We start from the raw sequence: 25634 nt of genomic DNA on the forward strand, positions 1-25634 counted from the left end.
CTTTTCTTCGCCCCCGCCGCCCCTCCCCGTCCCACCCCCGGGGGCTGCCGCCCCCGGACCCCCGCTTTGTCCTCAAACGCCGGACGGGCTGGTGGGTGGGCGCCTGGGGCGGGTGGGCAAAGCGAGGACGCGCAGGTGTGCAGACCGCGCTGAACGCGCTCGTCCTCAAACGCCGGACGGGCTGAGCAATGCCGACCTGGGCTGCATGGCGCCAGCCAACGCTTGACTTACCAGCCCGCCCGAGGCCTGGCTTTTTAGCCCGTCCGGCGTTTGAGGACGAGCGGGGGGTCTGGGGGCGGCAGCCCCCAGGGATGGGTATGGGTAGGGGCGGCGGGGGCGAGGGGCTGTTCTGGTTACGGGATTCTTGGGAAGCGGGACTGGAGGGTCCAGATCGCTGGGTTTTCCGCCAGGGGTTCGTGCAGGTCCGTCAGGTCTGCCAGGACGTCGTGGAGGAAGTCCCTTGCCTCTCTGCGGAGTTCGGTGTGGGAGAAGCTCAGTGGGGGCTCCTCCGCCGACATCCAGTCCGACTCGATGTCCACCCAACCGAAGCGCCGCTCGAACAGCATGCGGTCGGTGGACTCGGTGAAGTCCAGTTCCGCGTACTGGGGGCGGGCGGCGCGGGAGCCCGCGGGGTCCTGGTCCAGTTGCTCCACGATGTCGCACAGGGCCCACGCGAAGTCCAGCACCGGCACCCATCCCCAGGCTGTGGACAACTCCCGGTCCGCCTTGGTGTCCGCGAGGTACACGTCGCCGCAGAACAGGTCGTGGCGGAGGGCGTGGACGTCCGCGCGACGGTAGTCGGTCTGCGGGGGGTCCGGGAAGCGGTTGGAGAGGGCGTAGCCGATATCGAGCACGGGGGTGATGGTGTCACGGCGGGATCGCCGCCCGTGAACCCGGTTTCGACCTGCCTCCGGGCCTAGGCGTCGGCGGGTGGGCGTGGGCCTCCGAAGCCGTGTTCCGAGAGGTCGAACCAGTTGCCCTCCGGGTCCATCGCGCGGTACTCCGCGAAGGGGCGGTTCGTGAAGCGTTCCGCCGGTTTGTCGGCGCCTCTTTCGACCAGTGCCGCCGACGTGGCCGCCGTATCGGCTATGTGGAAGCCGAAGTGGTTCATGCCGAGGGGGGTGTCGCCGTCCAGCCGGTGCTTGATGAGGGCCAGGGAGAGGTGGCCGTCGGAGAGGAAGCAGCTGCCGTCGGGGTCACGGTGGAACAGTTCCATCGAGAAGACGGAGCTGTAGAACTCGGCGAGGTTCTCCGGGTCGCGGGCCACGATTGCGAGGTGCCGCAGCTTGGGGTGAGCCGGGTGGGTGGGGTGAGCGGGGTGAGTGGGGTGGGTGGGTTGCGTGGGGGTGCCTGCCGTCTCCTTGGCGGGCTCGGTCGGGGCTTCCGGTTCGGGCTTCGGTGTTGGTGTCGGGTTTTGTGTCGGTGTGAGCATGTTGTTGTGGAAGGCGATTATCTGCCACAGGTCCGGGCCGTTGTGTGTGCCCGTTCGTTCCGCGATCGCCAGGGCGTGGGTCGATGCCAGCGGTGTGCCGTCCGTTGCGTGGATCGTGGACTCCGCCTCCACCGTCGCCAGGCCCGGGCGCAGGTGGCGGATCGCCGTCACCCGGGCGTCCAGGCGGGTTCCGGCGTACTGGGTGCGGAAGAGGGTGGCGTGGCCTGCCTCGATGCCCGCGCGGCCCGGCGGCTTGTCGCCGCGTACGGTCGTGAAGTCGCAGTCCTCCGCGAAGCTCGCGGCGAACAGGGCCGCGTCGCCCGCCGCCCAGCCGCGGGCCATCGTCTCCCACAGGGCGCGGATCGCTTCCTCGGCCGTCGCGCTGCTGGTGTGTGTCGTCATCGTGGTTACACCCCGACCTTGGTTCGTGTGCGTGCGCGTGTGCGGATGCGTAGGGGGAGTTCCGTGCAGTTCGAGTCCGGGGCCCAGGCGGCCAAGGCGTGGTAGAAGACGTCTTCCCGGCGTTCCAGGTAGCAGACGATGTTGATGGGCCAGGCCGTGTTGCGGAACGTGTGTTCGTCCATCGGGGTGGGGCGTTCGCTGAGGACGAGGGTGCGTTCGTGCGGCGGGCCTATCCGGTGCCAGTCGGGGTGCATGTGGATGGAGCCGAGCAGCTCCAGGCCGAGCGCCTCGGCCTCGTGGGCGGCCTTGAGGAGGTCGCGCGAGTCGATCCACCAGCCGCGGTGCTCGTTCTCGTACGCCGGTCCGAACCGGGGGACGATCGTCTCGCTGAACTCCAGGCGGGCCGCCGGGTCGGAGGCGCGGGCGTTGCGGCCGAAGGCGACGCGTTCGACGTGGAGGGTGCCGGGGCCTGGGGTGCCGAGGAGGAGGGCGAAGCAGGGGAGCGGGGCCTCGGGGGTGAGCAGCTGGTACTCGCCCACCGCTGCGGTGAGGAACTCGTCGAGGGCCTGGTTGTCCATCAGGACGGTGGGGGGAGCACTGCCGGGGCTGATTCCGGGCTGACAGTGTTCGTCCGATAAGGACGGCATGGGTGGCTTTTCTCCGTTCTCGTGCGAGTGTTCCGTACGGGACACTCGTTCGGGGGCTTACGAGTTCGGAGCGTAGGGGGGCTGTTCTTGAAGTTTCTAGCAGCTGTTCCCTAATCTGGGGTTATCCCTATGTGCGAGCCGTGTCCGGGCATGCGAAAGCCCCCGGACCAAGCGCCAACTCGCGCTCGGCCGGGGGCTTTTCAGCCGCAGTGTGCGACGGCTCGGACGACTCAGACGTTGACGCCGAAGTCCTGGGCGATGCCCACCAGGCCCGAGGCGTAGCCCTGGCCGACCGCGCGGAACTTCCACTCCGCGCCGTTGCGGTACAGCTCGCCGAAGACCATCGCCGTCTCCGTCGCCGCGTCCTCGGAGAGGTCGTAGCGGGCGATCTCGGCGCCGCCCGCCTCGTTCAGGATGCGGATGTACGCGTTGCGGACCTGGCCGAAGTTCTGCGAGCGGTTCTCCGCGTCGTAGATCGAGACCGGGAAGACGATCTTCTCGACGTCGGCCGGGAGGCCGGCGAGGTTGACCTTGATCGCCTCGTCGTCGCCCGCGCCCTCGCCCGTGCGGTTGTCGCCGGTGTGGACGATGGTGCTGTCCGGGGTCTGCTTGTTGTTGAAGAAGACGAAGTGGCCGTCCGAATAGACCTTGCCCTGCGGGTTGACCGCGATCGCCGAGGCGTCGAGGTCGAAGTCCGTGCCGGTGGTGGTGCGGACGTCCCAGCCGAGGCCCACGGTGACGGCGGTCAGGCCCGGAGCCTCCTTGGTGAGCGAGACGTTGCCACCCTTGGACAGGCTTACAGCCATTGTTGGGAGTCCTTCCCTCGTATTTGGCGTACGTGCGAGCGTGCGGTGCGGAGCTTCGTACGGGACGAAGCTACCCTCACCCCCTTGAACGCCGACCACGGTCCCAAAGGTTCCGCGCGCCTTTACTTTCTTTACCTGAGCCGATGACGCGTCGTGGCGAAAACGGGGTGACGTGGACCGGACAGCCGCGCGACCATGGTGGGCATGTCCGGTCCCTACCTCATCCGTGGCTCCGTCTCGCTCCCCGAGGCCGAGCTGATGTGGCGTTTCTCGCGGTCCGGCGGGCCGGGCGGGCAGCACGTCAACACCAGTGACTCCAGGGTCGAGCTGAGCCTCGACCTCGCGAACACCGAGGCGCTGCCCGACGTCTGGAAGCGCCGCGCGCTGGAGCGCCTCGCCGGACGGCTCGTCGACGGCGTCGTCACCGTCCGCTCCTCCGAACACCGCTCGCAGTGGCGCAACCGGGAGGCAGCCGCCGTACGCCTGGCCGCGCTGCTCGCCGAGGCCACCGCGCCGCCGCCCAAGCCGCGCACGCCCACCCGTATCCCGCGCGGAATCAACGAACGCCGTTTGCGACAGAAAAAGGCCCGCGCGGATGTGAAGCGCGGCCGTACGGGACGGGACTGGGGTTAGGGGTCCGGGAGCCCGGCGCTCACGTCAGTTTCAGTACCCCGACCGTCTGGCCGCCGCTCGTCTCGCCGGTGGGGGTGAAGCCCAGGGCCAGGTAGAAGGGTTCGGGGCCGGTCGGGCCCGGGTGCCAGGTGACGTAGAGGTCGGTGCCGCCGCGGCGGCGGATCTCCTTGGCCACGGACTCGACGGCGAAGCGGCCGTAGCCCTTGCCCTGTTCGTCGGCCGCGATGTTCAGGCGCCAGAGGCCGGAGCGCAGGTCGGCGCCGGTGCCGTCCCAGGCGATGTCGAAGAAGGCCATCAGGAAGCCGACCGGCCGCTCGCCGTCGAGGATCAGGCGGGGCCAGGCGGTGCGCGCGTGGACGTATGCCTCGGCCAGGGATTTCACGACCGGGTCGACCGCCTCCTCCTGGTCCGGGCGGACCCGGACGGCGACCGCCGCGTCGAAGTTCTCGGAGCTGATCCGCTCCAGCCTGAGCGAGGCGTTCGTCACGTTCGGCTTCGGCGCGTTCGTCATACGGGCAACCTAAGCCGCCCGACACCACCGTGACCAGCGAGTTTCGCGTCAGCCGGGCTTCAGCCCAACTGGCGGTAGCGGCCCCGGAAGTACGCCAGCGGGCCGCCGTCCGCGCTCGGGGTCGTCGACGTCAGGACGCGGCCGATCACCAGGGTGTGGTCGCCCGCCGGGACCCGTTGCTCGGTACGGCACTCCAGGGTCGCCAGGGCGCCGCCCACCAGGGGAGCGCCGGACGCCTGGCCCCTGACGTACGGGATGTCCGCGAAGAGGAGGCGGTCGCTGATGCGGCCCTTCATCGCGAAGCGGCCCGCGATGTGGCGCTGGCTCTCGGCCAGGACGGAGACCGCCCACAGGGGCTGTTCGGCGAGCAGGTCGTCCATCCGGGAGCCCTCGCGGACGCTGACCATGACCAGCGGCGGGTCCAGGGAGACCGACAGGAAGGAGGTCGCCGTCATGCCCACGTCCTCGCCGCCGGGGGCGTGCGGGTCGTCCGGGTCGAGGGACGCCTCCTGTGCGGTCACCAGCACCACCCCCGAGGCCAGGCGGGACATCGCGGCGCGGAAGTCGTCGTTGCTCACGCCCCCAGGATGCCCGCCGGGCACGGAGACGGGGGCGACTGGGGTGGCGGAGGCGACTGGGGTGGCGGGGGTGGCTGGAGAGACCGGGGTGGCTGGGGGAGTCGGCACATGGGGAACGTATGCGTCGGCCGTGCCCCGCCGCATCGGGCCAGAGCCCGAACCGGGACCTAGGACTCCCGACGGACCGCCGCTCGCCGTCCGGCCGGTGGTGTCAAAGGGTGGTAATGATCGGGAACGGCCCCGCCGACTTCCGCGCCCCCGTATCCTCGCTCGTAGTATCCGCACAGATACAAAGATTTCGTTCAGTAAACGCATAGGAAGAACCCAGAAACTCCACTCAATTGCTCATCTTTCGCTGTGACTTGAGTCACAGGAGCCCCTTTTTGTTGACCCTGTGTACCGAGTGGGCAGCGCGCTGTGATTCAGTGGCGGGGATGGTGGGACCGGCGGAGGGAGGGCGAATGGAGACCGACCAGGAGCCGTACGTCCGTCTCGCGACCTTGCGGCAGCTGCACCAGGTCATGGCGGACATGAACACCGCGCGCAGTCTGGCGGACACCCTCCAGACCGTCGCCGACGGAGTCGTGAACGGCCTCGGTTACGAGCTGGCGTGCGTCAATCTCGTCCGCCCCGACGGCGACCTCGTCGTCGCCGCCTTCGCCGGGAACTCCGCCGCCGAGGCCCTGATCACCGGCCGCGTCGGCTCCCGCGACTCCTGGGAGCGCCGGCTCGCGATGGGCGAGACCTGGGGCGACCTGATCTTCATACCGCACACCGAGGGCTGGGTCCTCGACGACGACGACGTCCCGCAGTGGTACACCGACGGCCCTGCCCCCCGCTTCGAGGACGAGTGGCATCCGTCGGACCGGCTCTTCGCGCCCATGTTCACGCCGGGCGTGCCCGGCGGCAGCTGCGGCGAACTGATCGGCGTCCTGTCCGTGGACCGGCCGCGCAACGGCCGCCGGCCGGGCGCCTGGGGCAAGGAAGCGCTCCAGATGTACGCGTTTCAGGCGGCCATAGCCATCAGCAACGCACGTCTACGCGCGAATATGCAGCGGGCACTGGTCAGACTCGAACGCGAGCAGCAGGCGCTGCGCGCCAGCGAGGAAAGCTTCCGGCAGGCCTTCGAGTACGCCCCCTCCGGCATGGCCATCGCCGAGATGGGCGGCGACCAGCACGGGCGAATACTCCGGAGCAACGACGCCCTGTGCCGCCTCCTGGGCCGCACCGCCTCCACGATGCGCCGGTACGCCTTCTCCGACCTCGTGCACCCCGAGGACATCGGCACCCTGCTGCGCACCTCCGCCGAGGGCGGACGCGCCGAACTCCGGCTCGGCCGCCGCGACGGCTCGTACCTGTGGGTGTCGCTGCGCAACTCCGTCGTCGCGGACGCCACCGACGGCCCGCGCTTCCTGCTCACCCACGTCGAGGACATAGAGGAGCGCAAGCGCCGCGAGCTGCAGCTCGCCCACCGCGCCTCCCACGACTCCCTGACCGGCCTGCCCAACTCCGCCGAGCTGCGCGCCCGGCTCAGCTCCCGCCTGTGCCAGCGCCCGCAGTCGACGGTGCCCGGGGCGGCCCCCGGCCTGGTCGAGTCGGTCGACGCGGCCTACGGCCACGCCCAGGTGGACGCCTACGGCACGCACGACCAGTACTCGGCGGCCCCCGTGCCGGTGCCGGTGGCGGACAGCGGGATCCAGCCGTACGACGTGAACGGCCACGGGTTCGACTTCCGCGGCGTCCCCGAGGCGTACGGCGCCTACGACCACCATGTCCACGCCGTGGCCCCCGAGGGCGACCACGACGACGGGACGAAGGGGCTCGCGGTGCTCTTCTGCGACCTCGACGGCTTCAAGTCGATCAACGACCGCTTCGGGCACAACGCCGGGGACGCGGTGCTGATCGAGGTGGCCCGGCGGCTCGGCCGCGCCGTGCGCGACGGTGACACGGTGGCCCGGCTCGGCGGCGACGAGTTCGTGGTCCTCGCCGACGGCCTCGGCCGCGCCGACGCCCAGGATCTGGCCGTACGCCTGCGCAACGAGATCATCCAGCCCGTCCGGGTCGACGGCCGCGCGATGCGGGTCGGCGCGAGCTTCGGCATCGGGTGGGCGCAGTGCGGGATGACGGCGGACGAGGTACTGAAGTCGGCGGACGAGCGGATGTACGTCGAGAAGCGGTCGCGTCCCAAGCAGCACCGCCGCGCCGGCTGACCACCGGCTGACCACCGACCGAGCACCGGGTAAGCGCCCTGTAGCGATCTTGTAGCCGCTCTGTGCCACCGGAGTCACCCGTTTGGGTCAGTGGGAGCGGGTAGGCTCGTTATTCGCATTGCATGTTTTGCAGGACCGCGCAAGATCTCGCGGTCCTGCCCCCGCACCAGTCCCACCCGTACCTGTTGAGGAGACCAAGGGATGACGCCCGGCAACAGCGGCGCGAGCACGCCCGAGGACGACGATCCGTTCGGCTACCTGTACGAAGACGGCCGGGCCAACGGCGCCCAGCCGCCGAGCAGCGGCTACGGCTACCCGAACTCGGTCGGCCGGACGCGGCCGGTCGGCGAGCGCCAGTACAGCCCGCCGGCGGCCCCGGCCCAGCAGCAGCCCGCGTACGGCCAGACCGCCCCGACCGCGCAGTACGGCCAGGCGGTCCCGCAGCAGCAGGGGGTGTACGGCGGCCCGAACGCCCACTACCAGGCCCCCGAGAACTTTGGCGGCCCCGGCGGCCCCACGGCTCCCCAGCAGCACGCGTACAGCGGTGGCAACGGCGGCGGCAGAGGCGGGCGGGGCAGCGGCCCCAACACGAAGGGGCTGCTGATCGGTGCCATCGCGGTCGTCGCGGCGGTCGTCATCGGCATCGGCGTGGCCATGATGGGCGGCGACGACGCCAAGGACACGGGCGCCGACGCCAGCGCGTCCCCGTCGACGGGTCAGAGCGCGTCACCGTCCGCGTCGGCCAGCGCGTCGGCACCCGCCGAGGGGGAGCTGCCGGCCATCGACGCGAAGGCCCTGCTGCTCGGCGGCGGCGCGGCGACGACGTCGGACGTCGAGGGCGCGACAGCCGCCGGCGGTGTGTATGTCGGCAACTTCAACAACGTGGGCGCTTCGGCCACCTGGAACGTGAGCGGGATCGCGAAGGCGGGCGAGTACCGGCTGTACGTCAACTACGGCGTACCCGGCAAGGACGCCACCGCGACGCTGACGGTCAACGGCACGGCCCAGTCCCGTCCGCTCAACATGGAGAACTTCGCGAAAGCGGCGGAGGGCGACTACGCGAAGGGGTGGACGAACACCTGGGCGTCGGTCCGGCTGAACAAGGGCACCAACACGATCAAGATCTCCTGCGAGCAGGGGAATCAGTGTGATCTGAATCTGGATCAGCTGTATCTGACGGGTGCCGCCGGGAACTGACCGGCTTCCGCGCGGACTTCGGGTGCGGGTTCGGTGGGGGCCTGTCGCGCGGTTCCCCGCGCCCCTGAAAGCCAAAAGCGGGGCACGCTCACGCTGCTGTTGCCTCAAGCGTCACTGTCACCCGGTCCAGCAGCTGCTCATACGCCGCCCGGTCGAACTCGCCCGCCACCGGCGCCAGTACGGTCGCCGCCGCGAGGGCTGTTGCCCTGGCCAGGCGTTCGGGCCACGGGAGTCGGTCCACCAGGCCCGCGAGCAGGCCCGCCACCACCGAGTCGCCCGCGCCTGTCGGGTTGCCTCGGACGCGGGCCGGCGGAGTTGCCCGCCAGTGGCCCTCCGGGGTCGCCGCGAGGAGGCCGTTCGGGCCCAGGGAGGCGACCACTGCCCGTGCGCCGCGTCCGCGGACGTCCTGGGCGGCCCGTGACGGCTCGTGGGAGCCGGTGAGTTCGGCCAGTTCGGCGGCGTTCGGCTTGACCAGGTCGGGGCGGGCCGCGACCCCGCGCCGCAGCGGCTCCCCGCTCGTGTCGAGCAGCACCGGCACCCCCGACGCCCGTGCGACACGCACCAGTTGGGCGTACGCGCCCACCGGAACACCCGGCGGCAGACTGCCGCAGAGGGCCACCGCGGAGACGGACGGCAGCAGTTCCTCGTACACGTCCTGGAAGGCGGACCACTCGGCCGGGGTGATGTGCGGGCCCGGTTCGTTGAGGTGGGTCGCGTCCGTGGCGTTCGGGGCTCCGGCGCCGTCGTCGACAACCGTTATCGTGCGGCGAGTCGAGCCCGACACCGGGACCAGGGCGTCCAAAACCCCTGGCGTGGCCGTGAGTTGCTCCTGCACCGCCCGGCCGGTCCGGCCGCCCGTGAAGCCGGTGACCGTCACCTCGTGGCCGAGGGCGGCCAGGACACGGGCCACGTTCAGCCCCTTGCCGCCGGGGTGTTCGGTCACCGAGGTGACGCGGTGGGAGGCGTAGGGGCGTAACTCCCCTACGCGGTACGTGATGTCGAGCGCGGTGTTCAGCGTGACCGTGAGGATCACCCGGCCGACCTCCCCCCCCGTATCGCCCTTGCGAATCAGGGCAGTTGGGGTTTCACTACCCAACTCCCCTTGCGCATCACTCCCTTGACCCTGAAGTCCGCGTCCAGCAGTACCAGGTCCGCGTCCTTGCCCGGTTCCAGGGAGCCCACCCGGTCGTACATGCCCAGCAGGCGGGCCGGGTTGGCCGACAGGGCCGTCACCGCGTCCGGTACCGGGATGCGGTCGATCGTGACCGCCCGGCGGAAGGCGCGGTCCAGGGTCAGGGTCGAGCCCGCGATCGAGCCGCCCTCCACCAGCCGTGCCACGCCCTCGCTGACCTCGACCTCCAGCGGGCCCAGCAGATAGCGGCCGTCGCCGAAGCCGGCCGCGTCCATCGCGTCCGTGATGAACGCCACCCGGTCCGCTCCCGCGTGGTGGAAGGCGAGTTGGAGCGCCGCCGGGTGCAAGTGGGTGCCGTCGTTGATGAGTTCGACCGTCACCCGGTCGTCCTCCAGGAGGGCGGTGATCGGGCCGGGGTCGCGGTGGCCCAGCGGCGGCATCGCGTTGAAGAGGTGCGTGGCGACCGTCGCGCCCGCGTCGATGGCGGCCACCGTCTGCTCGTACGTCGCGTCCGTGTGCCCGATCGCCGCGATGACGCCGTGCTCGGCGAGCAGCCGTACGGAGTCGAGGCCGCCGGGGAGTTCGGTCGCCAGGGTGACCATCCTGGCGTGGCCGCGCGCCGCGTCGATCAGTTTCCTGACCTCCGCCGGGTCCGGGTCGCGCAGCAGCGCCTCGGAGTGGGCGCCCTTGCGGCACGGGGAGATGAAGGGGCCCTCGAAGTGGACGCCGGCGAGGTCGCCCTGTTCGGCCAGTTCGGAGAGGAGGCCGGCCTGGGCGGTGAGGGTGTCCATGTCGCCGGTGACCGTGCTGGCCACGAGGGTGGTGGTGCCGTGGAGCCGGTGGGTGTGGATGCCCTTGAGTACGTCTTCCGGGGTGCCCGAGGTGAAGGAGGCGCCGCCTCCGCCGTGGTTGTGGAGGTCGACGAAACCGGGGATCAGCCAGTGGTCCGTTACGTCGATCTCGTGGGCGTTCTCGGGGGTGTGGGCGGTGAACTTGGTTCCCTCGACGGCGAGTTGGGTGCCGGTGGTGATTCCTGTGGGGAGTACTACTCGGGCGCCTTTGAACACCAGGTTGTGTGTTCGGTGCGGGTCGGTGGGGGCTTGTCGCGCAGTTCCCCGCGCCCCTGAGTGGGTTGCCGCTGGGTGCGTTGCCAGTGAGCCGGTGTCCCCTGGGTGGGCTGTCGCTGGGTCCGTCGTGTGCATCAGGCGGATACCTCCGTGGGGTCGAGGTCGGTCGTGGTCAGGAGGTCCCAGGCCAGGAGGCCCGCGCCCAGGCAGCCTGCCGTGTCGCCCAGGGCCGCGGGGACGATGTCCGGGAGTTTCTGGAAGGTGATCCGCCGCCGCACGGCCGTGCGCAGCGGGGTGAACAGGGTTTCGCCCGCTTCCGCCAGGCCGCCGCCGATGATCAGGGTGCGGGGGTCCAGGAGGGTGAGGGCGGTCACCAGGCCGTCGGCCAGGGCGTCGATTGCCGTCTGCCAGACCTCGTGGGCGCGCGGGTCGCCCGCGTCCACCGCTCGGGCGCAGTCCGCCGCGTCCGCCCCGGGGGTGCCGGTGGCCGTCGCCCACGCCTCGGTCACCGCCGCCGCAGACGCGTACCGCTCCAGGCAGCCGCGCTGGCCGCACGGGCACGGGGTGCCGTCCGGCCGTACGACGATGTGGCCGATCTCGCCCGCGAAGCCGTGCGCGCCCGCCTCCACCCGGCCGTCGACGCCGATCGCGCCCGCGATGCCGGTGCCCAGGGCGATGAAGAAGAAACGGTCGGCGCCCCGGCCCGCCCCGATCCGGCCCTCCGCCAGGCCGCCCGTGCGGACGTCGTGGCCGAGGGCGACCGGCAGGCCGAGCCGTTCGGTGAGCAGGTCGCGCAGGGGTACGTCGCGCCAGCCGAGGTTGGCCGCGTAGACGGCGAGGCCGCGGTCGGCGTCCACGATGCCGGGCACGGAGACCCCGGCCGCGGCGGCGCTCTCGCCGAGGCGGTCGATGCCGTGGGCGCGCAGGTCGGCGGCGAAGCCGAGGATCGCCTCGACCACGGCCTCGGGGCCGCGCTCGCGCCCGGTCGCCCGGCGTGCCTGGTGGAGCAGGGCGCCGTCCGGCCCGATCAGGGCGGCTTTCATCGCGGTGCCGCCCACATCGAGGGCGATGACATGTCTCACGGGGACAGTGTGGCCCGTCGACCCGGAAGAGGTCTAGTCCACTCGCGTGGTGTAGACGTTGAGGGTTCAGATCAATGAACGTACCAATGGACACATGTGTGAACGACTAGTGGAGTTACTGCGTTGCAGCGGCACGGGACAGGGCACGGGACAAGCCATAGGACGGGTCGTAGGGCAGGCCGTGGGACAGGCGTGATCGCGGCGTTGTCCGCGCTCGGGATGACGGCCGTGCTCGGGGGCTGTGGAGCCGCCGGCTCGGGTGATGTCACCCTGAGACTGGTCGCCGCCGACTACGGCGACTCCGACGCCAACAGCTCCCGGAAGTACTGGGACAAGCTGGTCGAGGAGTACGAGGACGGCCACCCCGGGGTGAAGGTCGACGTCAGCGTCTACTCCTGGAACGACGTCGACCGCGAGGTCAAGGAGATGGTCGCCGCCGGTGACGCGCCCGACCTCGCCCAGATCGGCGCGTACGCCGAATACGCGGCCGACGGCGAGCTGTACCAGGCCGACGACCTGCTCTCCATCCCCACCCAGGCCGACTTCGTCGCCCAGCTGGCCGACGCGGGCGAGGTCAGGCGCACCCAGTACGGCATGCCCTTCGCCGCCTCCACCCGCCTCCTCTTCTACAACAAGAAGCTCTTCACCGAGGCCGGTCTCACCCCGCCCGGCACCTGGAGCGAGCTGGCCGCCGACGCCGCCGCGCTGAAGGAGGCGGGCGTGGAGTATCCGTACGCCCTCCCGCTGGGGCCCGAGGAGGCGCAGGCCGAGACCATGCAGTGGCTGCTCAGCGGCGGCGACGGCTACACCACCGCCGTCGGCACCTACGGCATCGACTCCCCGCAGAACGTCGAGACGTTCACCTGGCTCAAGGACGAACTCGTCGACAAGGGCCTGACCGGTCCCGTCGCCCCCGGCAGGCTCAACCGGGCCGCCGCCTTCGCCGCGTTCGCGCGCGGGCAGGTCGGCATGCTCATCGGGCATCCCTCGCTGATGAAGACGGCGCTGGCGCGGGGTGTGGACGTCGGCATGGTGCCGATGCCGGGGCGGGAGCGGCCGACGCGGGCCGCGATGGGCGTCGCCGACTGGATGATGGCGTTCAGGAAGAACGGCCACCGCGCCGAGGCCGGCGACTTCCTCGACTTCGTCTACGAGGAGAAGAACGTCCTCGCCTTCTCCCGCGAGTACGACCTGCTGTCGGTCACCACCTCGGCCTCCGCGACGATGGCCACGGCCGCCCGGGACAAGGACCTCGCCCCCTTCCTCGCGGAACTCCCGGCCGCCCAGCTCTACCCCGTCGACAAGACGTCCTGGGCCCAGGTCAACGCGGACATCAAGGCCCGTATCGGCACGGCGTTCGCGGCGAACGGCAGCCCGGCTGCGGTGCTGGGGGAACTGCAGACGCGGGCCAACTCGGCGCAGAGCGAGGCGGAGAACGACGCGGAGAACGAGGCGGACGGCGCGGAGTAGCGCTCGGAAATGTTGCATGGCCGAAACGCCCGGGGCATTGGACCCGGCCGCCCGGTGCGGGAGGCTCTACGCGCGTCCACGAACGTGACGCGTGTGCCTCCCTGAGGAGCGGTCTGCCGTGCGAGAAGTGTGGGGCGGGTTTCGGGTACCGGTCTTCGCCGCCGTGACGGCGCTGAGTCTGGGTACGGTCCTGGCGCTGGGCGGCTGCGGCACCGGCGAGGGCGGTGAGGGGTCCGGCGGTGTCACCCTCACCGTGGTCGCCACCAACTACGGTGACGACGTCGTCAAGAACTCGCAGTCCTACTGGGACCGCATCGACACCGCCTTCGAGGCCGCCCACCCCGGTATCCGGATCGACGTCAAGGTGTACGAACCCGCCGAGGCCGAGGCCCAGGTCGCCAAGATGGTCGCGGCCGGCGACCCACCTGACATCGCCCAGATCGGCAACTACGCCGACTACGCAGCCGACGGCCTCCTCCACTCGGCCGACGACCTGCTCTCCATCCGCGTCCAGGGCAACTTCCTGCCCAACCTCGTGGACGCGGGCACGACGAACCGCACCCAGTACGGCCTGCCCTTCCTCGCCTCGACCCGCCTCCTCTACCTCAACAAGACCCTCTTCGCCGAGGCGGACCTCGAACCCCCCACCACCTGGGCGCAGTTGAGAAGCGCGGCGGAGGTCCTGGCCGAGCGGGGCGTGAAGTACCCGTACGCCCTCCCGCTGGGCCCCGAGGAGGCCCAGGCCGAGACCCTGCAGTGGCTGCTCGGCGGGGGCGGCGGCTACACCGGTGACACCGGCCAGTACGACATCGCCTCCGCCCGCAACATCTCCACCCTCACCTGGCTGCGCGACCGCCTGGTGGCCGAGGGCCTGACCGGCCCGGTGCCCCCCGCCCGCCTCAACCGCGAGGCCGCGCTCCAGGCCTTCGTGGACGGCGACGCGGGCATGGTCAGCGCGCCGGCCGCGCTCGTACGGGAGATCGCGCGGTCGGTCGATCCGGTGGCGTACGAGGCTGTCCCGATGCCGGTGGGTACGCCGGGGGCGGCGACGGCGTCGGCGACGGTCGGTACGTCGGACTGGATCGCGGCGTTCCGGCACGGGGGCCATGCGGAGGAGATCGGTACCTATCTGAACTTCCTGTACGAGGACCGGAACATGGTGGACCTCGCGGGCACGTACCAGCTGCTGCCGGTGACGTCGTCGGCGTCGGTCGCGATGCGGGCGAACAGGAAGTACGAGGACCTGTGGGCGGGGCTGGACGCACTCGGCACGGCCCAGCTGTACCCCCTGGGCAAGCCGTCGTGGACGGCGACCAGTCGGGACATTCAGGAGCGGGTGGGTGGGGCTGTGGGGGTGGGTGGGGATCCGGGGGCGGTGCTGGGGGCGATACAGGGGGCGGCGGCGGTGGCGGAGGAGACAGGGGACAAGTGACGTGACGGCGCCGGGTGGGTGTCGGTGGCTGGGGCTACGGTTTCTCTCATGGGTGTGGACGGGGATGGGGAACGGCTGGGTGGGCCGGGGGAGCTGGGGCGTCGGGAGCGGGACATTCTCGCGCTGGAGCGGCGGGGGTTCTCGGGGCCCGGGGCGAAGGAGCGGGCCATTCGGGAGGAGCTGGGGCTGGTGCCTGTGCGGTATTACCAGCTGCTGAATGCGTTGCTTGATGATGAGCGGGCGTTGGCGTGTGATCCGGTGACGGTGAATCGGTTGCGGAGGGTGCGGGAGGGGAGGCGGGGGGAACGGTAGGAGTTTTTCGCCCCCGCCGCCCCTACCCGTACCCATCCCTGGGGGCTGCCGCCCCCAGACCCCCGCCAATTGCGCTGAACGCGCTCGTCCTCAAATGCCGGACGGGCTGAAATGCCAAGCGCCGGCCGGCGTTTGAGGACAAGCGGGGGTCTGGGGGCATCGCCCCCAGGGGTGGGACGGGTAGGGGCGGCGGGGGCGAGGGAAAAGGGTCCGCCCGGCGGATAGGCTCGGGTCATGGACTCCCTGCCCACGCCCGTCACGTCGGCCGGCCGGGACGGGCTTGGTGCCGTTCTCTCGCGGGCTGCCCGTGCCATCGTCGTCCTCGACTTCGACGGCACCCTCGCCCCCATCGTCGCCGACCCCGAGCAGGCCCGCGCCCACCCCGACACCCTCCCCGCCCTCACCTCGCTCGCCCCGCACGTCGCCTCCGTCGCCGTCCTCACCGGACGCCCGCCCGGCGTCGCCGTACGTCTCGGAGGGTTCGCCGGTGTTCCCGGGCTGGAGCATCTCGTCGTCCTCGGCCACTACGGCGCCGAACGCTGGGACGCCGCCACCGGCGAGGTCACCGCCCCCGCCCCCCACCCCGGTGTCGCCGCCGTCCGCGCCGAACTCCCCGGATTCCTCGACCGGTTCGGGGCCTGGCAGGGCACCTGGATCGAGGAGAAGGGCCGGGCCGTCGCCGTGCACACGCGGCGTGCCGCCGATCCGCAGGCCGCGTTCGAGGCGCTGCGCGAACCCCTCGCGGACCTCGCCACCCGGCACGGCCTCATCGTCGAACCGGGGCGGCTCGTGCTGGAGCTGCGCCCGCCCGGCATGGACAAGGGCGTCGCCCTCCAGAGCTACGTCCGCGAGACCGGCGCCACCGCCGTCCTCTACGCCGGCGACGACCTCGGCGACCTCCCGGCGTTCGCGGCCGTGGAGAAGCTCCGGCAGAACGGCGTCCCGGGGCTGCTGGTCTGCAGCCGCAACAGCACCGAGGAGGTTACGGAACTGGTCGAACGCGCCGACCTCGTCGTCGACGGGCCCGCAGGCGTCGTACACCTGCTGCACACCCTCGGGGAGACCCTCGCTAGCCGTTGAGCGCGTTCAGCTGGTCCAGGAACCACTGGGCCGGCGGCAGTGCCGTCGCCGCCGCGGCCAGGCGTTTCGTGCGTTCCGCGCGCTCGCCCGGCGCCATGTTCAGCGCCTCCTCCAGCGCCCGTGCCGTCTCGATCACGTCGTACGGGTTCACCGCGATCGCGTCCTCGCCCAGCTCCTCGTACGCCCCCGCCTCCCGCGACAGCACCAGCGCGCAGCCCTCGTCGGAGACCACCGGGATCTCCTTGGCGACCAGGTTCATGCCGTCGCGGATGGGGTTGACCAGGGCCACGTCCGCGAGGCGGTAGGCCGCCAGGGAGCGGGCGAAGTCGTCCTTCACGTGGAGGACGACCGGGGTCCAGGTCGGGGTGCCGTACGTCGCGTTGATGTCGTCCGCGACCCGCTGCACCTCGGCCGTGTAGTCGCGGTAGACCGCCAGGTCCTGGCGGGACGGGTACGCGAACGCGACGTGGACGACCCGCTCGCGCCACTCCGGGCGGTCCTCCAGCAGCTGCCGGTACGCCAGCAGGCCCCGCACGATGTTCTTCGACAGTTCGGTGCGGTCGACCCGGACGATCGTCCTGCGGGGAGAACCGGCGTCCCCGCCGATCTCCGCCCGCAGCGCCGCCATCCGCTCCGCCACGTCCGGCTCGTGCGCGCGCCTGCGCAGGAAGTCCGCGTCCGCGCCCAGGCCGTGCACGCCGAGCCAGGTCCGGTGACCGGGCCCCTTCCAGTCGGGCACGTACTGGAACGCCTCGGGCACTCCCGACTGGGCCAGACGCGGAACCGCCTCCACGATCGTGTCCCTGACGCACGCCGCGAAGGCCGCCGACCACCGGTGGGTCAGGAAGCCCAGCCGGTCCGCGCCGAGCATGCCCAGGAGCAGCTGCTCACGGATGTCCTGCGGCAGCATGCGGAAGTAGTCCGGCGGCGCCCACGGGGTGTGGGAGAAGTGGCCGATCTTGACGTCCGGGCGCAGGGCGCGCAGCATCCCCGGCACCAGGCACAGGTGGTAGTCCTGGACCACCACCGACGCCCCCTCCGCCGCCTCCTCCGCCAGCGCCTCCGCGAACGCGCGGTTGTAGGCCTCGTACGACGCCCACTGGCGGCGGAACTCCGCGTCGAAGACCGGCTCCAGCGGGGTCTGGTACAGCATGTGGTTCACGAACCACAGGACCGAGTTCGCGATGCCGTTGTACGCGTCGGAGTGGACGGTTTCGTCGATGTCCAGCATCCGTACGTGCTGCCCGCCGGTCGCGTCCACGGACAGCCGCCGTCCGCCGTGCGAGCGCCGTACCGCCTCGCGGTCGCCGTCGGACAGTGCCGAGCACACCCACAGGGAGCCCGCGTCGGGGCCGATCGCGGACAGGCCGGAGACCAGCCCGCCGCCGCCGCGCCTGGCGGCCAGCGAGCCGTCCTCCCGCACCTCGTACGAGACCGGGCCGCGGTTGGACGCGACCAGTACCTGCATGGAAGCCGTGGAAGCCATACGCCTCAACCTAGCCCGGCCCGGAAACAATCAAACGTACGCACGTATGCGGCAGCCGTATACAAGCCCCTGCGAGGCCGCTGCGCGTGCTACGCCGCCTTCCTCCGCGCGTACTCCGCCACGTCCGCCATCGGAGGCCGTTCCTCCGTGTCCACTGAGTACGTGCGTGGCTCGAAACCGTCCTCCCCGCGTTCGAACTGGGTGAGGGACGGGCGGATCAGGTGGCCCCGGGCCAGCCGGAGCTGGGCCGTGCGGTAGATCGCGGCGGACATCCGGCCCAGGGCCTGGCCGTCCTGGTGGCGGTGCTTGCGCACGCCCACGTCCACCTGGGCCAGCGCGTCCAGGCCGACCAGGTGCAGGGCGTCGATCAGCATGCCCAGCTCGACGCCGTAGCCGACGGGGAACGGGAGCTGTTCGAGGAGCGAGCGGCGGGCCGCGTACTCGCCGCCGAGCGGCTGGACGAAACCGGCCAGCTGCGGCCAGTGCATGTTCAGGAGGGGGCGGGCCATCAGTTCGGTGACGCGTCCGCCCTGGCCCGCCGCCTGGCCCAGCGGGCGGTCGTACATCGCCTTCACGAGGTCGACGCCGGGGTCGGTCAGCAGCGGGCCCACTATCCCCGACACGAAGTCCGACGAGAACTCCTTCAGGTCCGCGTCGATGAAGCAGACGATGTCCCCGCTGGTGACCAGGAGGGAGCGCCACAGGACCTCGCCCTTGCCCGGTACCGCCGGGAGGCGCGGCAGGATGTCGTCTCGGTGCACGACCCGGGCGCCCGCCGCGGCGGCCACCTCGGAGGTGCGGTCGGTCGATCCCGAGTCGATGACGACGATCTCGTCGACCAGCGGGGCGTTCAGCATCAGGTCGCGGCGGATGACGGCGACGATCTCGCCGACCGTCGCCTCCTCGTTGAGCGCGGGCAGGACGACACTCACGGTGGCGTTCGAGGAACGCTTCGCGGCGATCAGCTTCTTGAGCGGGCGGTCACCAACGGACCAGGAGCGCGTGCTCAGCCAGCGCTCGACGTCTTCCAGCACGTGCGGCTCTCCCTTACGTTGCATGGGGGGAAGCGCGATCTTCTATCTCGCGGTTCGGACGGCTTCCACCACCATCCAAGCCTTCGGTTACAGTCTTGAACAACGCGGATGACCATCGCATGTCGTAGGTCGTCGGTGTTCACAACCTCACAACTTCATACCGCTCATCCAGAGGGGCAGAGGGATACGGCCCGATGAAGCCCCGGCAACCCTCCAGCCGGTCTTGACGCATGTTCGATGCGCGAGGCTGCCGGCTCGGGAAGGTGCCAAATCCGTCTCACGGCGAGATGCGTCGTGAGGAAGATGAGGAGAAAGGGCCTCCCCTCCATGGCTGCGCAAACTGTCGAGAGCGCCACGAACAGCTCCGTCACCCCTGTCGATCTCGGTCCCGCCGTCGCGCTCTCCTGTCGGGAATGCGGCCACCGCGTCCCGCTCGGCCCGGTCTTCGCCTGCGAGGAGTGTTTCGGCCCGCTGGAGATCGCCTACGACTTCGGCGTCGAGTCGGCGGCCGACACCGAGGAACTCCGCAAGCGCATCGAAGCGGGCCCCGCGAACATCTGGCGTTACGCGCCTCTCCTGCCCGTCCCTGCCGACGTGGCCACCAAGCCGAACATCAACCCCGGCTGGACCAAGCTCGTCCAGGCCGACAACCTCGCCCGTGCGCTGGGCGTCGACGCCGGCAAGCTCTTCGTCAAGGACGACTCCGGCAACCCGACCCACTCCTTCAAGGACCGCGTCGTCGCCCAGGCCATCGAGGCCGCGCGCGCTTTCCACTTCACCACCCTCTCCTGCTCCTCCACCGGCAACCTCGCGGGCGCCGTCGGCGCCGCCGCCGCCCGGGCCGGCTTCCGCTCCTGCGTGTTCATCCCGCACGACCTGGAGCAGGGCAAGATCGTCATGGCCGCGGTGTACGGCGGTGAGCTGGTCGGCATCGAGGGCAACTACGACGACGTGAACCGCTTCTGCTCCGAGCTGATCGGCGACCCGGCGGGTGAGGGCTGGGGCTTCGTCAACGTCAATCTGCGGCCGTACTACGCCGAGGGCTCCAAGACCCTGGCGTACGAGATCTGCGAGCAGCTCGGCTGGCGGCTGCCCGACCAGCTCGTGGTGCCGATCGCCTCCGGGTCGCAGCTCACGAAGATCGACAAGGGGCTCCAGGAGCTGATCAAGCTCGGGCTCGTCGAGGACAAGCCGTACAAGATCTTCGGTGCGCAGGCCGAGGGCTGCTCGCCGGTGTCGGTGGCGTACAAGGCGGGGCACGACGTCGTACGGCCGCAGAAGCCGAACACGATCGCGAAGTCGCTGGCGATCGGGAACCCGGCGGACGGGCCGTACGTCCTCGACATCGCCCGGCGTACGGGCGGGGCCGTGGAGGACGTCAACGACGAGCAGGTCGTCGACGCGATCCGGCTGCTGGCGCAGACCGAGGGGATCTTCGCGGAGACCGCCGGTGGGGTGACCGTGGGGGTCGCGAAGAAGCTGATCGAGAACGGGCTGCTTGACCCGACGCTCACGACTGTCGTGCTGAACACCGGTGATGGGCTCAAGACGTTGGACGCGGTTGCCGATGTCGGGCTGACCGCGACGATTCGGCCCAGTCTTGAGTCGTTCCGGGACGCTGGGCTCGCGTCTTAAGAGGTTGTTGTTCGTCTGCGGGTCTGTGGGGGCTGGCCGCGCCCACGCGGCGGTAGCCGCAAATTCGGCACAGCCCCGCGCCCCTAGGTAAGTCACCCGACCGGAGGTTGGAAGTCATGAGCGTTAGCGTCCGCATCCCCACCATCCTGCGTACCTACACGGGCGGCCAGGCCGAAGTGAGCGCCGAAGGCGGGACCCTCGCCGAGGTCATCGCCGATCTGGAGAAGAACCACGCGGGGATCGCCGCCCGGGTGCTCGACGATCAGGGCAAGCTGCGTCGGTTCGTCAATGTGTACGTCAATGACGACGACGTCCGGTTCGAGCAGGGGCTGGAGACGGTGACGCCGGACGGTGCCGGGGTCTCGATCATTCCCGCTGTCGCGGGTGGTTGATACCCGTCGGTAGTAACCGTCGGTAATATCGATTACCGAGAGTTCATCGAATTGCCCCCTCCGTGAGAGAAGCGGAGGGGGCAATTCTGTATGGTTGAGCGCGGTACAGTTGGGGAAGCCGCACCACTTCGCTTGCCGCACGAGTATTAATTCCTGCCGCGCACCCATTGAGAAGTAGCCAAAGTGTGCAGGCTTTTTGCGTTTTTTGCTCCATTTGTGGGGCCCGACTTGCCCTGAATTCGCGTGAATTCTCCGCATATTCCATGACCTGGTGTGCCCGGATTTCTCGTCCGATTGACCTGTTGCAGAGGGCAGTTGGACAGATACATTCGGCCGCGGTCGACGCGTTCCGGCGCACACTCCCACCGGTTGGGGGGGTGAGGTCTGACCCGGATTCGCGAAGTGCGGATCCGTGCAAGGGCCAGTAATAGGGGAGTTAGGCATGGCTCAGGGCACCGTCAAGTGGTTCAACGCGGAGAAGGGGTACGGCTTCATCGCGGTCGACGGTGGTGCGGATGTTTTCGTCCACTACAGCGCGATTCAGATGGACGGCTACCGCACCCTCGAGGAAGGTCAGCGGGTCGATTTCGAGATCTCGCAGGGCCAGAAGGGGCCGCAGGCGGACATGGTCCGTCTGGCGACCAGCTGAAGCACGCGCCGGCGCACCGCAGCGACGTTCTTCTTCCTTCATCGCTTCATCGAAGGATTCGAAGGGCTCGTACCCCGTGGGACCTCACGGGGTACGAGCCCTTCGGCGTGTCCGCCCAGTGGCCTACCGGCCCGTAGGTGTCCCCCTGTTCACCTGCGGATCTTCGAGAGCCGCTTGCACTCGGCAGGGGCGAGTGCTAATCATTGGCGTTAGCACTCTGAAGGTGAGAGTGATAACGAAGGACCGGGTGGGTGAGGCCCGCAGGCCAGGTGGTGCAAGGAATCACCGAGGCAGGCAGGCCGTCCGTCGCGGGCGCCAGCGCGGTCCGGAGCAATCCACCCCAGTCCGGGAGGACCACTTCACATGGCCAAGATCATCGCGTTCGACGAGGAGGCACGGCGCGGCCTCGAGCGCGGCATGAACCAGCTCGCGGACGCCGTCAAGGTGACGCTCGGCCCCAAGGGCCGCAACGTCGTCCTCGAGAAGAAGTGGGGCGCCCCCACGATCACCAACGATGGTGTCTCCATCGCCAAGGAGATCGAGCTCGAGGACCCGTACGAGAAGATCGGCGCCGAGCTGGTCAAGGAAGTCGCGAAGAAGACGGACGACGTAGCCGGTGACGGCACGACGACCGCGACTGTCCTGGCCCAGGCGCTGGTCCGCGAAGGCCTGCGCAACGTCGCGGCCGGTGCGAACCCCATGGCCCTCAAGCGGGGCATCGAGAAGGCCGTCGAGGCCGTCTCCGGTGCGCTGCTCGACCAGGCCAAGGAGGTCGAGACCAAGGAGCAGATCGCTTCGACCGCCTCCATCTCCGCCGCCGACACCCAGATCGGCGAGCTGATCGCCGAGGCGATGGACAAGGTCGGCAAGGAAGGCGTCATCACCGTCGAGGAGTCGCAGACCTTCGGTCTCGAGCTTGAGCTCACCGAGGGCATGCGCTTCGACAAGGGCTACATCTCGGCGTACTTCGCGACCGACATGGAGCGCATGGAGTCCTCGCTGGAGGACCCCTACATCCTCATCGCCAACTCCAAGATCTCCTCGGTCAAGGACCTGCTCCCGCTCCTGGAGAAGGTCATGCAGTCGGGCAAGCCGCTGCTGATCATCGCCGAGGACGTGGAGGGCGAGGCCCTCTCGACCCTGGTCGTCAACAAGATCCGCGGGACCTTCAAGTCCGTCGCGGTCAAGGCCCCGGGCTTCGGCGACCGCCGCAAGGCGATGCTGAACGACATCGCGATCCTCACGGGTGGCGAGGTCATCTCCGAGGAGGTCGGTCTCAAGCTGGAGAACACCTCCCTGGACCTCCTGGGCCGTGCCCGCAAGGTCGTCATCACCAAGGACGAGACCACGATCGTCGACGGCGGCGGCTCCGCCGACCAGGTCGCCGGCCGGGTCAACCAGATCCGCGCCGAGATCGAGAACAGCGACTCGGACTACGACCGCGAGAAGCTCCAGGAGCGCCTGGCGAAGCTCGCGGGCGGCGTGGCCGTCATCAAGGCCGGTGCTGCGACCGAGGTCGAGCTGAAGGAGCGCAAGCACCGCATCGAGGACGCCGTTCGCAACGCGAAGGCGGCCGTCGAGGAGGGCATCGTCGCCGGTGGTGGCGTGGCCCTGCTGCAGGCCACCTCGGTGTTCGAGAAGCTTGAGCTGACGGGTGACGAGGCGACCGGCGCCAACATCGTGCGTCTCGCCCTGGAGGCCCCGCTCAAGCAGATCGCCGTCAACGGTGGTCTTGAGGGCGGCGTCATCGTCGAGAAGGTGCGCAACCTTCCCGTCGGCCACGGCCTCAACGCCGCGACCGGTGAGTACGTCGACATGATCGCCGAGGGCATCATCGACCCGGCGAAGGTGACGCGCTCCGCGCTGCAGAACGCGGCGTCCATCGCCGCGCTCTTCCTCACCACCGAGGCCGTCATCGCCGACAAGCCGGAGAAGGCGTCCGCGCCGGCCGGCGGCGGCATGCCGGGCGGTGACATGGACTTCTGATCGACCCCGGTCGATCACCGTCCTACGTTCCACGTTCCGAGGGCGGCACCCTTCTCCTTACGGGGAGGGTGCCGCCCTCGGGCGTTGCGGTGTGCGGCGCGACACCGGCCGGGTCACTGGGCGGGCTGGACGGTCTCGTCCTGCCAGTGGTCCCCGAGGGTCTGGGAGAGGCCCCTCCGCTCGTACCGGGTGCGCTCCTTCTTCAACGCGTTCTTGAAGTGCTTTCCGTGTGCGGTGGTGGCGTTGGAGATGAGGATATTGGCGTACGCTGTCCGGCTTGTCGCCTCCAACGCGCTGGTCAGGGCCGCCTGGTCGGCGACGGAACAGGTGCGCACCACGTGGTGCAGGACACGCGAGACGACGTACCAGGCCAAAGGCTTCTTGTCATCGAGTGTGTCCAGATCCAGCAGCAGTTGTGCCACCCCCGTCGCTGACGACTGCATGCACACGCTGTGCACCACGGCGTCGAGCCGCTCGTTCAGCGAAGCTGATTCGAGGGCCAGCAGCAGCCTCGCGACCTCCGGCACCAACGCCGCACCGGCCCGTTCGCACAGGGCCTCCCTGCCGACGTAACGTGATCCGGCCTGGTCGAGAGCGCTCAGAAACTCCCCCAGGTGTCTGATGCCGTGCTCCATCATCGTCTGCTGGAAAACGGCCTTGGCGTGGAAGGGCAGCTCGCACCTTTCCAGGCAGATGAGGAAGGCTGCGACATCCTGCGGTTTGCTCGTCCTGGCCGCTGTCCGCACTATCGACCGCGAGCCGGGGAAGACCCGGTCCAGCGCGCTGATCAGCTCACGGATCTGGGACGTGCTCCTGGCCTGCACGGCGAGGACCAACAGTTCCGCCGCGTTCTGGTGACGTCCCGTGCCGTAGAAGTCGGCGATCAGAAAGACGATGTCTTCGGTCGGGCGGGTTTCCGCGGCGCGGCGCAACACCGTCCACGCGTGGTCGTAGCGGTGTGCCTGAAGCAGTACGTAGACGAACGCGACCAGATGCGCGACACCTCTGCTCTGTGTGCTGGCGAAGACGTTCTCGGCGTCCTGGTTCAGCCCTAGCAACGACAAGGAGTCCGAGAGGCGCACGACGTCCGAGGCGGATCGCTCGGCTGCGGCCGTCAGTTGAAGGGTGTCGGCGAACTGGTCCAGACGTGCCTCGCGCAGCGCGTGGCTCAGCTCCGAGAGGTCGGCGACGTCGCGCCGGCCGGCGGCTGTGGACATGGCCGCTGTCATGGCGACATCGAGTTCGCTGTTGGCCAGAGCCCTGGTCGCGGCGACCAGATCGTCGACCGGCCTGACCGTGGCCACCGCGCCCAGCAGGCTCTCGGCGTGCTCGTGGAGTCCGGCACGATGCAGTGCCAGGCCGAACGCGGCCACGTCTTCGGCCTGGTGGTACTCCACCGAAGCCCGTAAGAGGGTCAGGACAAATTCCTCCAGCTCCTCCCGGAACAGCGCCCGGGCCAGGGCACTGGTGTCGTCGACGGAGCGTGCCATCACCATGGCCGGTAGCGCGGCCTGAACATGCGCCTCGAACCCTGCCTGCTGGAGTGCGGCCAACAGACCCGCGACCTCTTCGATCGTGCGGGACTGACTGGCAGACCTCACCAGCTCACTGGCCATGGCCTTCCGCGTGCGCAGTTCGAGGTCCCCGACGGCCTGCACCAGTTCGGGCACCGAGGCGGTACGGTCCGCCTCTTCGAGCACGAACATCAGTGAGGGCGTTCCGTCCTGGTCGAGCTTCTGGAGGGTCTCCAGCCGTGTCTCCAGCTGGTGGCACTCCTCTTCGGCGGCGATCAGTTCGGCCCGGGTCTCCGTCAGCGCAGCCTGAAGGCAGTTCACCTCCTGCCTCAGGTCGTCGCACTCCTCCTCCAAGCGCCTGTACTCGCCCTGCCACACCTCGATCTCGGCGGACTGAGCGAGTTGCTCGCCTTCCAGCCGCATTTCGAGGTTCCGGCACCGGCCCTGGGTCTTCGCCAGCTGTGCCTGCCGGTCGTGCAGAGCTTCCTCCAGCACTCGCTGCCGGGTCCCTATGCGCCGGGTCTCCTCGTCGGCCTCCGCCAGCTTGTCCTGGAGCACCTGGACCTCGCTGACGCGCCGACCGGTCTTCTCGGCCGCGCGGTGCAGGTCCCGGAGGGTCGACTCGGCCGCGGGGGTCAGCGGAACCCGGTCCTCCTGTAGGTCCGCGACGACACCGGCGACGAAGCTCCAAGGCGGGACCCGGTCGCCGCTGAGGTATCGGGTCACCGAACTGGCATCCAGGTGCCGTCGTGCGGCGTAGCGGCGCACACTGATCCCCAGTGAGAGGAAGACACTGCGCAGGTCTTCCGCGAACGCCCGCCTGGTCGGGGGCAGACCGTCCTTCAGCGGAGCCAGCTGTGGCTTCCGCGCCGCGCAGCCCACGGACGCCTCGTCGGCATCCGGCACCTGTCCGTTGTGCATCCGGCCAGTATCGCGGTGCCGCAACT

24 protein-coding genes and 1 riboswitch are annotated in these 25634 nt (G+C 69.9%); of the genes, 12 read left to right on the forward strand and 12 right to left on the reverse strand.

All coding sequences use genetic code 11. The annotated features are described in order from the left end of the window. Positions 1–185, forward strand: a 185-nt coding sequence (locus CW359_RS46955) for a hypothetical protein (protein ID WP_232838810.1), incomplete at its 5' end; no start/stop codon positions are given. 168 nt (positions 186–353) lie between these two features. Here the strand turns inward: CW359_RS46955 and CW359_RS40020 are convergent. From CW359_RS40020 to CW359_RS40035, 4 genes are all read right to left on the reverse strand, one after another. Beyond that, positions 354–854, reverse strand: a complete 501-nt coding sequence (locus CW359_RS40020; protein WP_105975166.1) for a hypothetical protein — start codon at positions 852–854, stop codon at positions 354–356. A 62-nt stretch (positions 855–916) separates the two neighbouring features. Next, positions 917–1834 carry an SgcJ/EcaC family oxidoreductase gene (locus CW359_RS40025; protein ID WP_105975167.1) on the reverse strand — a complete coding sequence of 306 codons (918 nt, stop codon included), beginning with the start codon at positions 1832–1834 and terminating at the stop codon, positions 917–919. Positions 1835–1839: 5 nt separating this feature from the next. Further along, the gene (locus tag CW359_RS40030; RefSeq protein ID WP_105975168.1) at positions 1840–2481 is read right to left on the reverse strand and encodes an MPN domain-containing protein; all 642 of its coding nucleotides are present in this window, start codon (positions 2479–2481) and stop codon (positions 1840–1842) included. A gap of 230 nt (positions 2482–2711) precedes the next feature. Continuing rightward, a complete protein-coding gene (locus tag CW359_RS40035) occupies positions 2712–3287 on the reverse strand; it encodes a TerD family protein (RefSeq protein ID WP_105975169.1) in 576 nt (191 codons plus the stop codon). Between the two features lie 195 nt (positions 3288–3482). Between CW359_RS40035 and arfB the strand changes: the two genes are divergently transcribed. Beyond that, complete coding sequence (gene arfB / locus CW359_RS40040) at positions 3483–3920, forward strand: alternative ribosome rescue aminoacyl-tRNA hydrolase ArfB (RefSeq protein ID WP_105975170.1); 438 nt, start codon at positions 3483–3485, stop codon at positions 3918–3920. 19 nt (positions 3921–3939) lie between these two features. On the opposite strand, the gene CW359_RS40045 is transcribed toward arfB, so the two are convergent. Continuing rightward, on the reverse strand, positions 3940–4431 hold the full coding sequence (locus CW359_RS40045; RefSeq protein WP_105975171.1) for a GNAT family N-acetyltransferase: 492 nt from the start codon (positions 4429–4431) through the stop codon (positions 3940–3942). A 59-nt stretch (positions 4432–4490) separates the two neighbouring features. After that, on the reverse strand, positions 4491–4982 hold the full coding sequence (locus CW359_RS40050; protein ID WP_408647575.1) for a flavin reductase family protein: 492 nt from the start codon (positions 4980–4982) through the stop codon (positions 4491–4493). Positions 4983–5470: 488 nt separating this feature from the next. Between CW359_RS40050 and cdgB the strand changes: the two genes are divergently transcribed. Both cdgB and CW359_RS40060 read left to right on the forward strand, forming a co-directional pair. Continuing rightward, entirely contained in the window at positions 5471–7219 is a 1749-nt protein-coding gene (cdgB, locus tag CW359_RS40055; protein WP_105975172.1) for a diguanylate cyclase CdgB, read from the forward strand. 201 nt (positions 7220–7420) lie between these two features. Beyond that, positions 7421–8416 carry a CBM35 domain-containing protein gene (locus CW359_RS40060; RefSeq protein WP_105975173.1) on the forward strand — a complete coding sequence of 332 codons (996 nt, stop codon included), beginning with the start codon at positions 7421–7423 and terminating at the stop codon, positions 8414–8416. Positions 8417–8504: 88 nt separating this feature from the next. Here the strand turns inward: CW359_RS40060 and CW359_RS40065 are convergent, their stop codons facing one another. The 3 genes from CW359_RS40065 to CW359_RS40075 all read right to left on the reverse strand — a co-directional run bounded on the left by CW359_RS40065 (position 8505) and on the right by CW359_RS40075 (position 11697). After that, entirely contained in the window at positions 8505–9449 is a 945-nt protein-coding gene (locus CW359_RS40065) for a 1-phosphofructokinase family hexose kinase (protein ID WP_105975174.1), read from the reverse strand. Positions 9450–9484: 35 nt separating this feature from the next. Then, a complete protein-coding gene (nagA, locus tag CW359_RS40070; protein WP_232838811.1) occupies positions 9485–10615 on the reverse strand; it encodes an N-acetylglucosamine-6-phosphate deacetylase in 1131 nt (376 codons plus the stop codon). A 134-nt stretch (positions 10616–10749) separates the two neighbouring features. Then, positions 10750–11697: an ROK family protein gene (locus CW359_RS40075; protein WP_105975176.1), complete on the reverse strand. Its 948-nt coding sequence runs from the start codon at positions 11695–11697 to the stop codon at positions 10750–10752. A gap of 219 nt (positions 11698–11916) precedes the next feature. On the opposite strand from CW359_RS40075, the gene CW359_RS40080 reads away from it, so the two are divergent. The 4 genes from CW359_RS40080 to otsB all read left to right on the forward strand — a co-directional run bounded on the left by CW359_RS40080 (position 11917) and on the right by otsB (position 15991). After that, on the forward strand, positions 11917–13167 hold the full coding sequence (locus CW359_RS40080) for an extracellular solute-binding protein (protein ID WP_105975207.1): 1251 nt from the start codon (positions 11917–11919) through the stop codon (positions 13165–13167). Positions 13168–13285: 118 nt separating this feature from the next. Then, the gene (locus CW359_RS40085; RefSeq protein WP_232838812.1) at positions 13286–14599 is read left to right on the forward strand and encodes an extracellular solute-binding protein; all 1314 of its coding nucleotides are present in this window, start codon (positions 13286–13288) and stop codon (positions 14597–14599) included. A gap of 48 nt (positions 14600–14647) precedes the next feature. After that, positions 14648–14911, forward strand: coding sequence for a DUF3263 domain-containing protein (locus CW359_RS40090; RefSeq protein ID WP_105975209.1), 264 nt, complete (start codon positions 14648–14650; stop codon positions 14909–14911). Positions 14912–15145: 234 nt separating this feature from the next. Beyond that, positions 15146–15991, forward strand: coding sequence for a trehalose-phosphatase (gene otsB / locus CW359_RS40095; protein WP_105975177.1), 846 nt, complete (start codon positions 15146–15148; stop codon positions 15989–15991). Here otsB and CW359_RS40100 read toward each other — a convergent pair. Continuing rightward, entirely contained in the window at positions 15981–17477 is a 1497-nt protein-coding gene (locus tag CW359_RS40100; protein WP_105975178.1) for an alpha,alpha-trehalose-phosphate synthase (UDP-forming), read from the reverse strand. The genes otsB and CW359_RS40100 overlap by 11 nt on opposite strands. 89 nt (positions 17478–17566) lie before the next feature. After that, positions 17567–18511 carry a glucosyl-3-phosphoglycerate synthase gene (locus CW359_RS40105; RefSeq protein WP_105975179.1) on the reverse strand — a complete coding sequence of 315 codons (945 nt, stop codon included), beginning with the start codon at positions 18509–18511 and terminating at the stop codon, positions 17567–17569. A 161-nt stretch (positions 18512–18672) separates the two neighbouring features. Next, positions 18673–18821, forward strand: a riboswitch (SAM riboswitch). A gap of 17 nt (positions 18822–18838) precedes the next feature. Here CW359_RS40105 and thrC point away from each other — a divergent pair. The 4 genes from thrC to groL all read left to right on the forward strand — a co-directional run bounded on the left by thrC (position 18839) and on the right by groL (position 23173). After that, positions 18839–20146 (forward strand): threonine synthase, encoded by a 1308-nt coding sequence (thrC, locus tag CW359_RS40110; protein WP_105975180.1) that lies wholly within the window; start codon positions 18839–18841, stop codon positions 20144–20146. Positions 20147–20262: 116 nt separating this feature from the next. Next, entirely contained in the window at positions 20263–20538 is a 276-nt protein-coding gene (locus CW359_RS40115; protein ID WP_105975181.1) for a MoaD/ThiS family protein, read from the forward strand. Between the two features lie 442 nt (positions 20539–20980). Further along, positions 20981–21187 carry a cold-shock protein gene (locus CW359_RS40120; protein WP_019057200.1) on the forward strand — a complete coding sequence of 69 codons (207 nt, stop codon included), beginning with the start codon at positions 20981–20983 and terminating at the stop codon, positions 21185–21187. Between the two features lie 363 nt (positions 21188–21550). Then, entirely contained in the window at positions 21551–23173 is a 1623-nt protein-coding gene (gene groL, locus CW359_RS40125) for a chaperonin GroEL (RefSeq protein WP_105975182.1), read from the forward strand. A gap of 113 nt (positions 23174–23286) precedes the next feature. Here groL and CW359_RS40130 read toward each other — a convergent pair whose 3' ends face one another. Then, a complete protein-coding gene (locus CW359_RS40130; protein WP_105975183.1) occupies positions 23287–25608 on the reverse strand; it encodes a coiled-coil domain-containing protein in 2322 nt (773 codons plus the stop codon). Positions 25609–25634: the final 26 nt, after the last annotated feature.

It is taken from the genome of Streptomyces geranii, assembly GCF_002954775.1.
GTDB classification, from domain to species: Bacteria; Actinomycetota; Actinomycetes; order Streptomycetales; family Streptomycetaceae; genus Streptomyces; species Streptomyces geranii.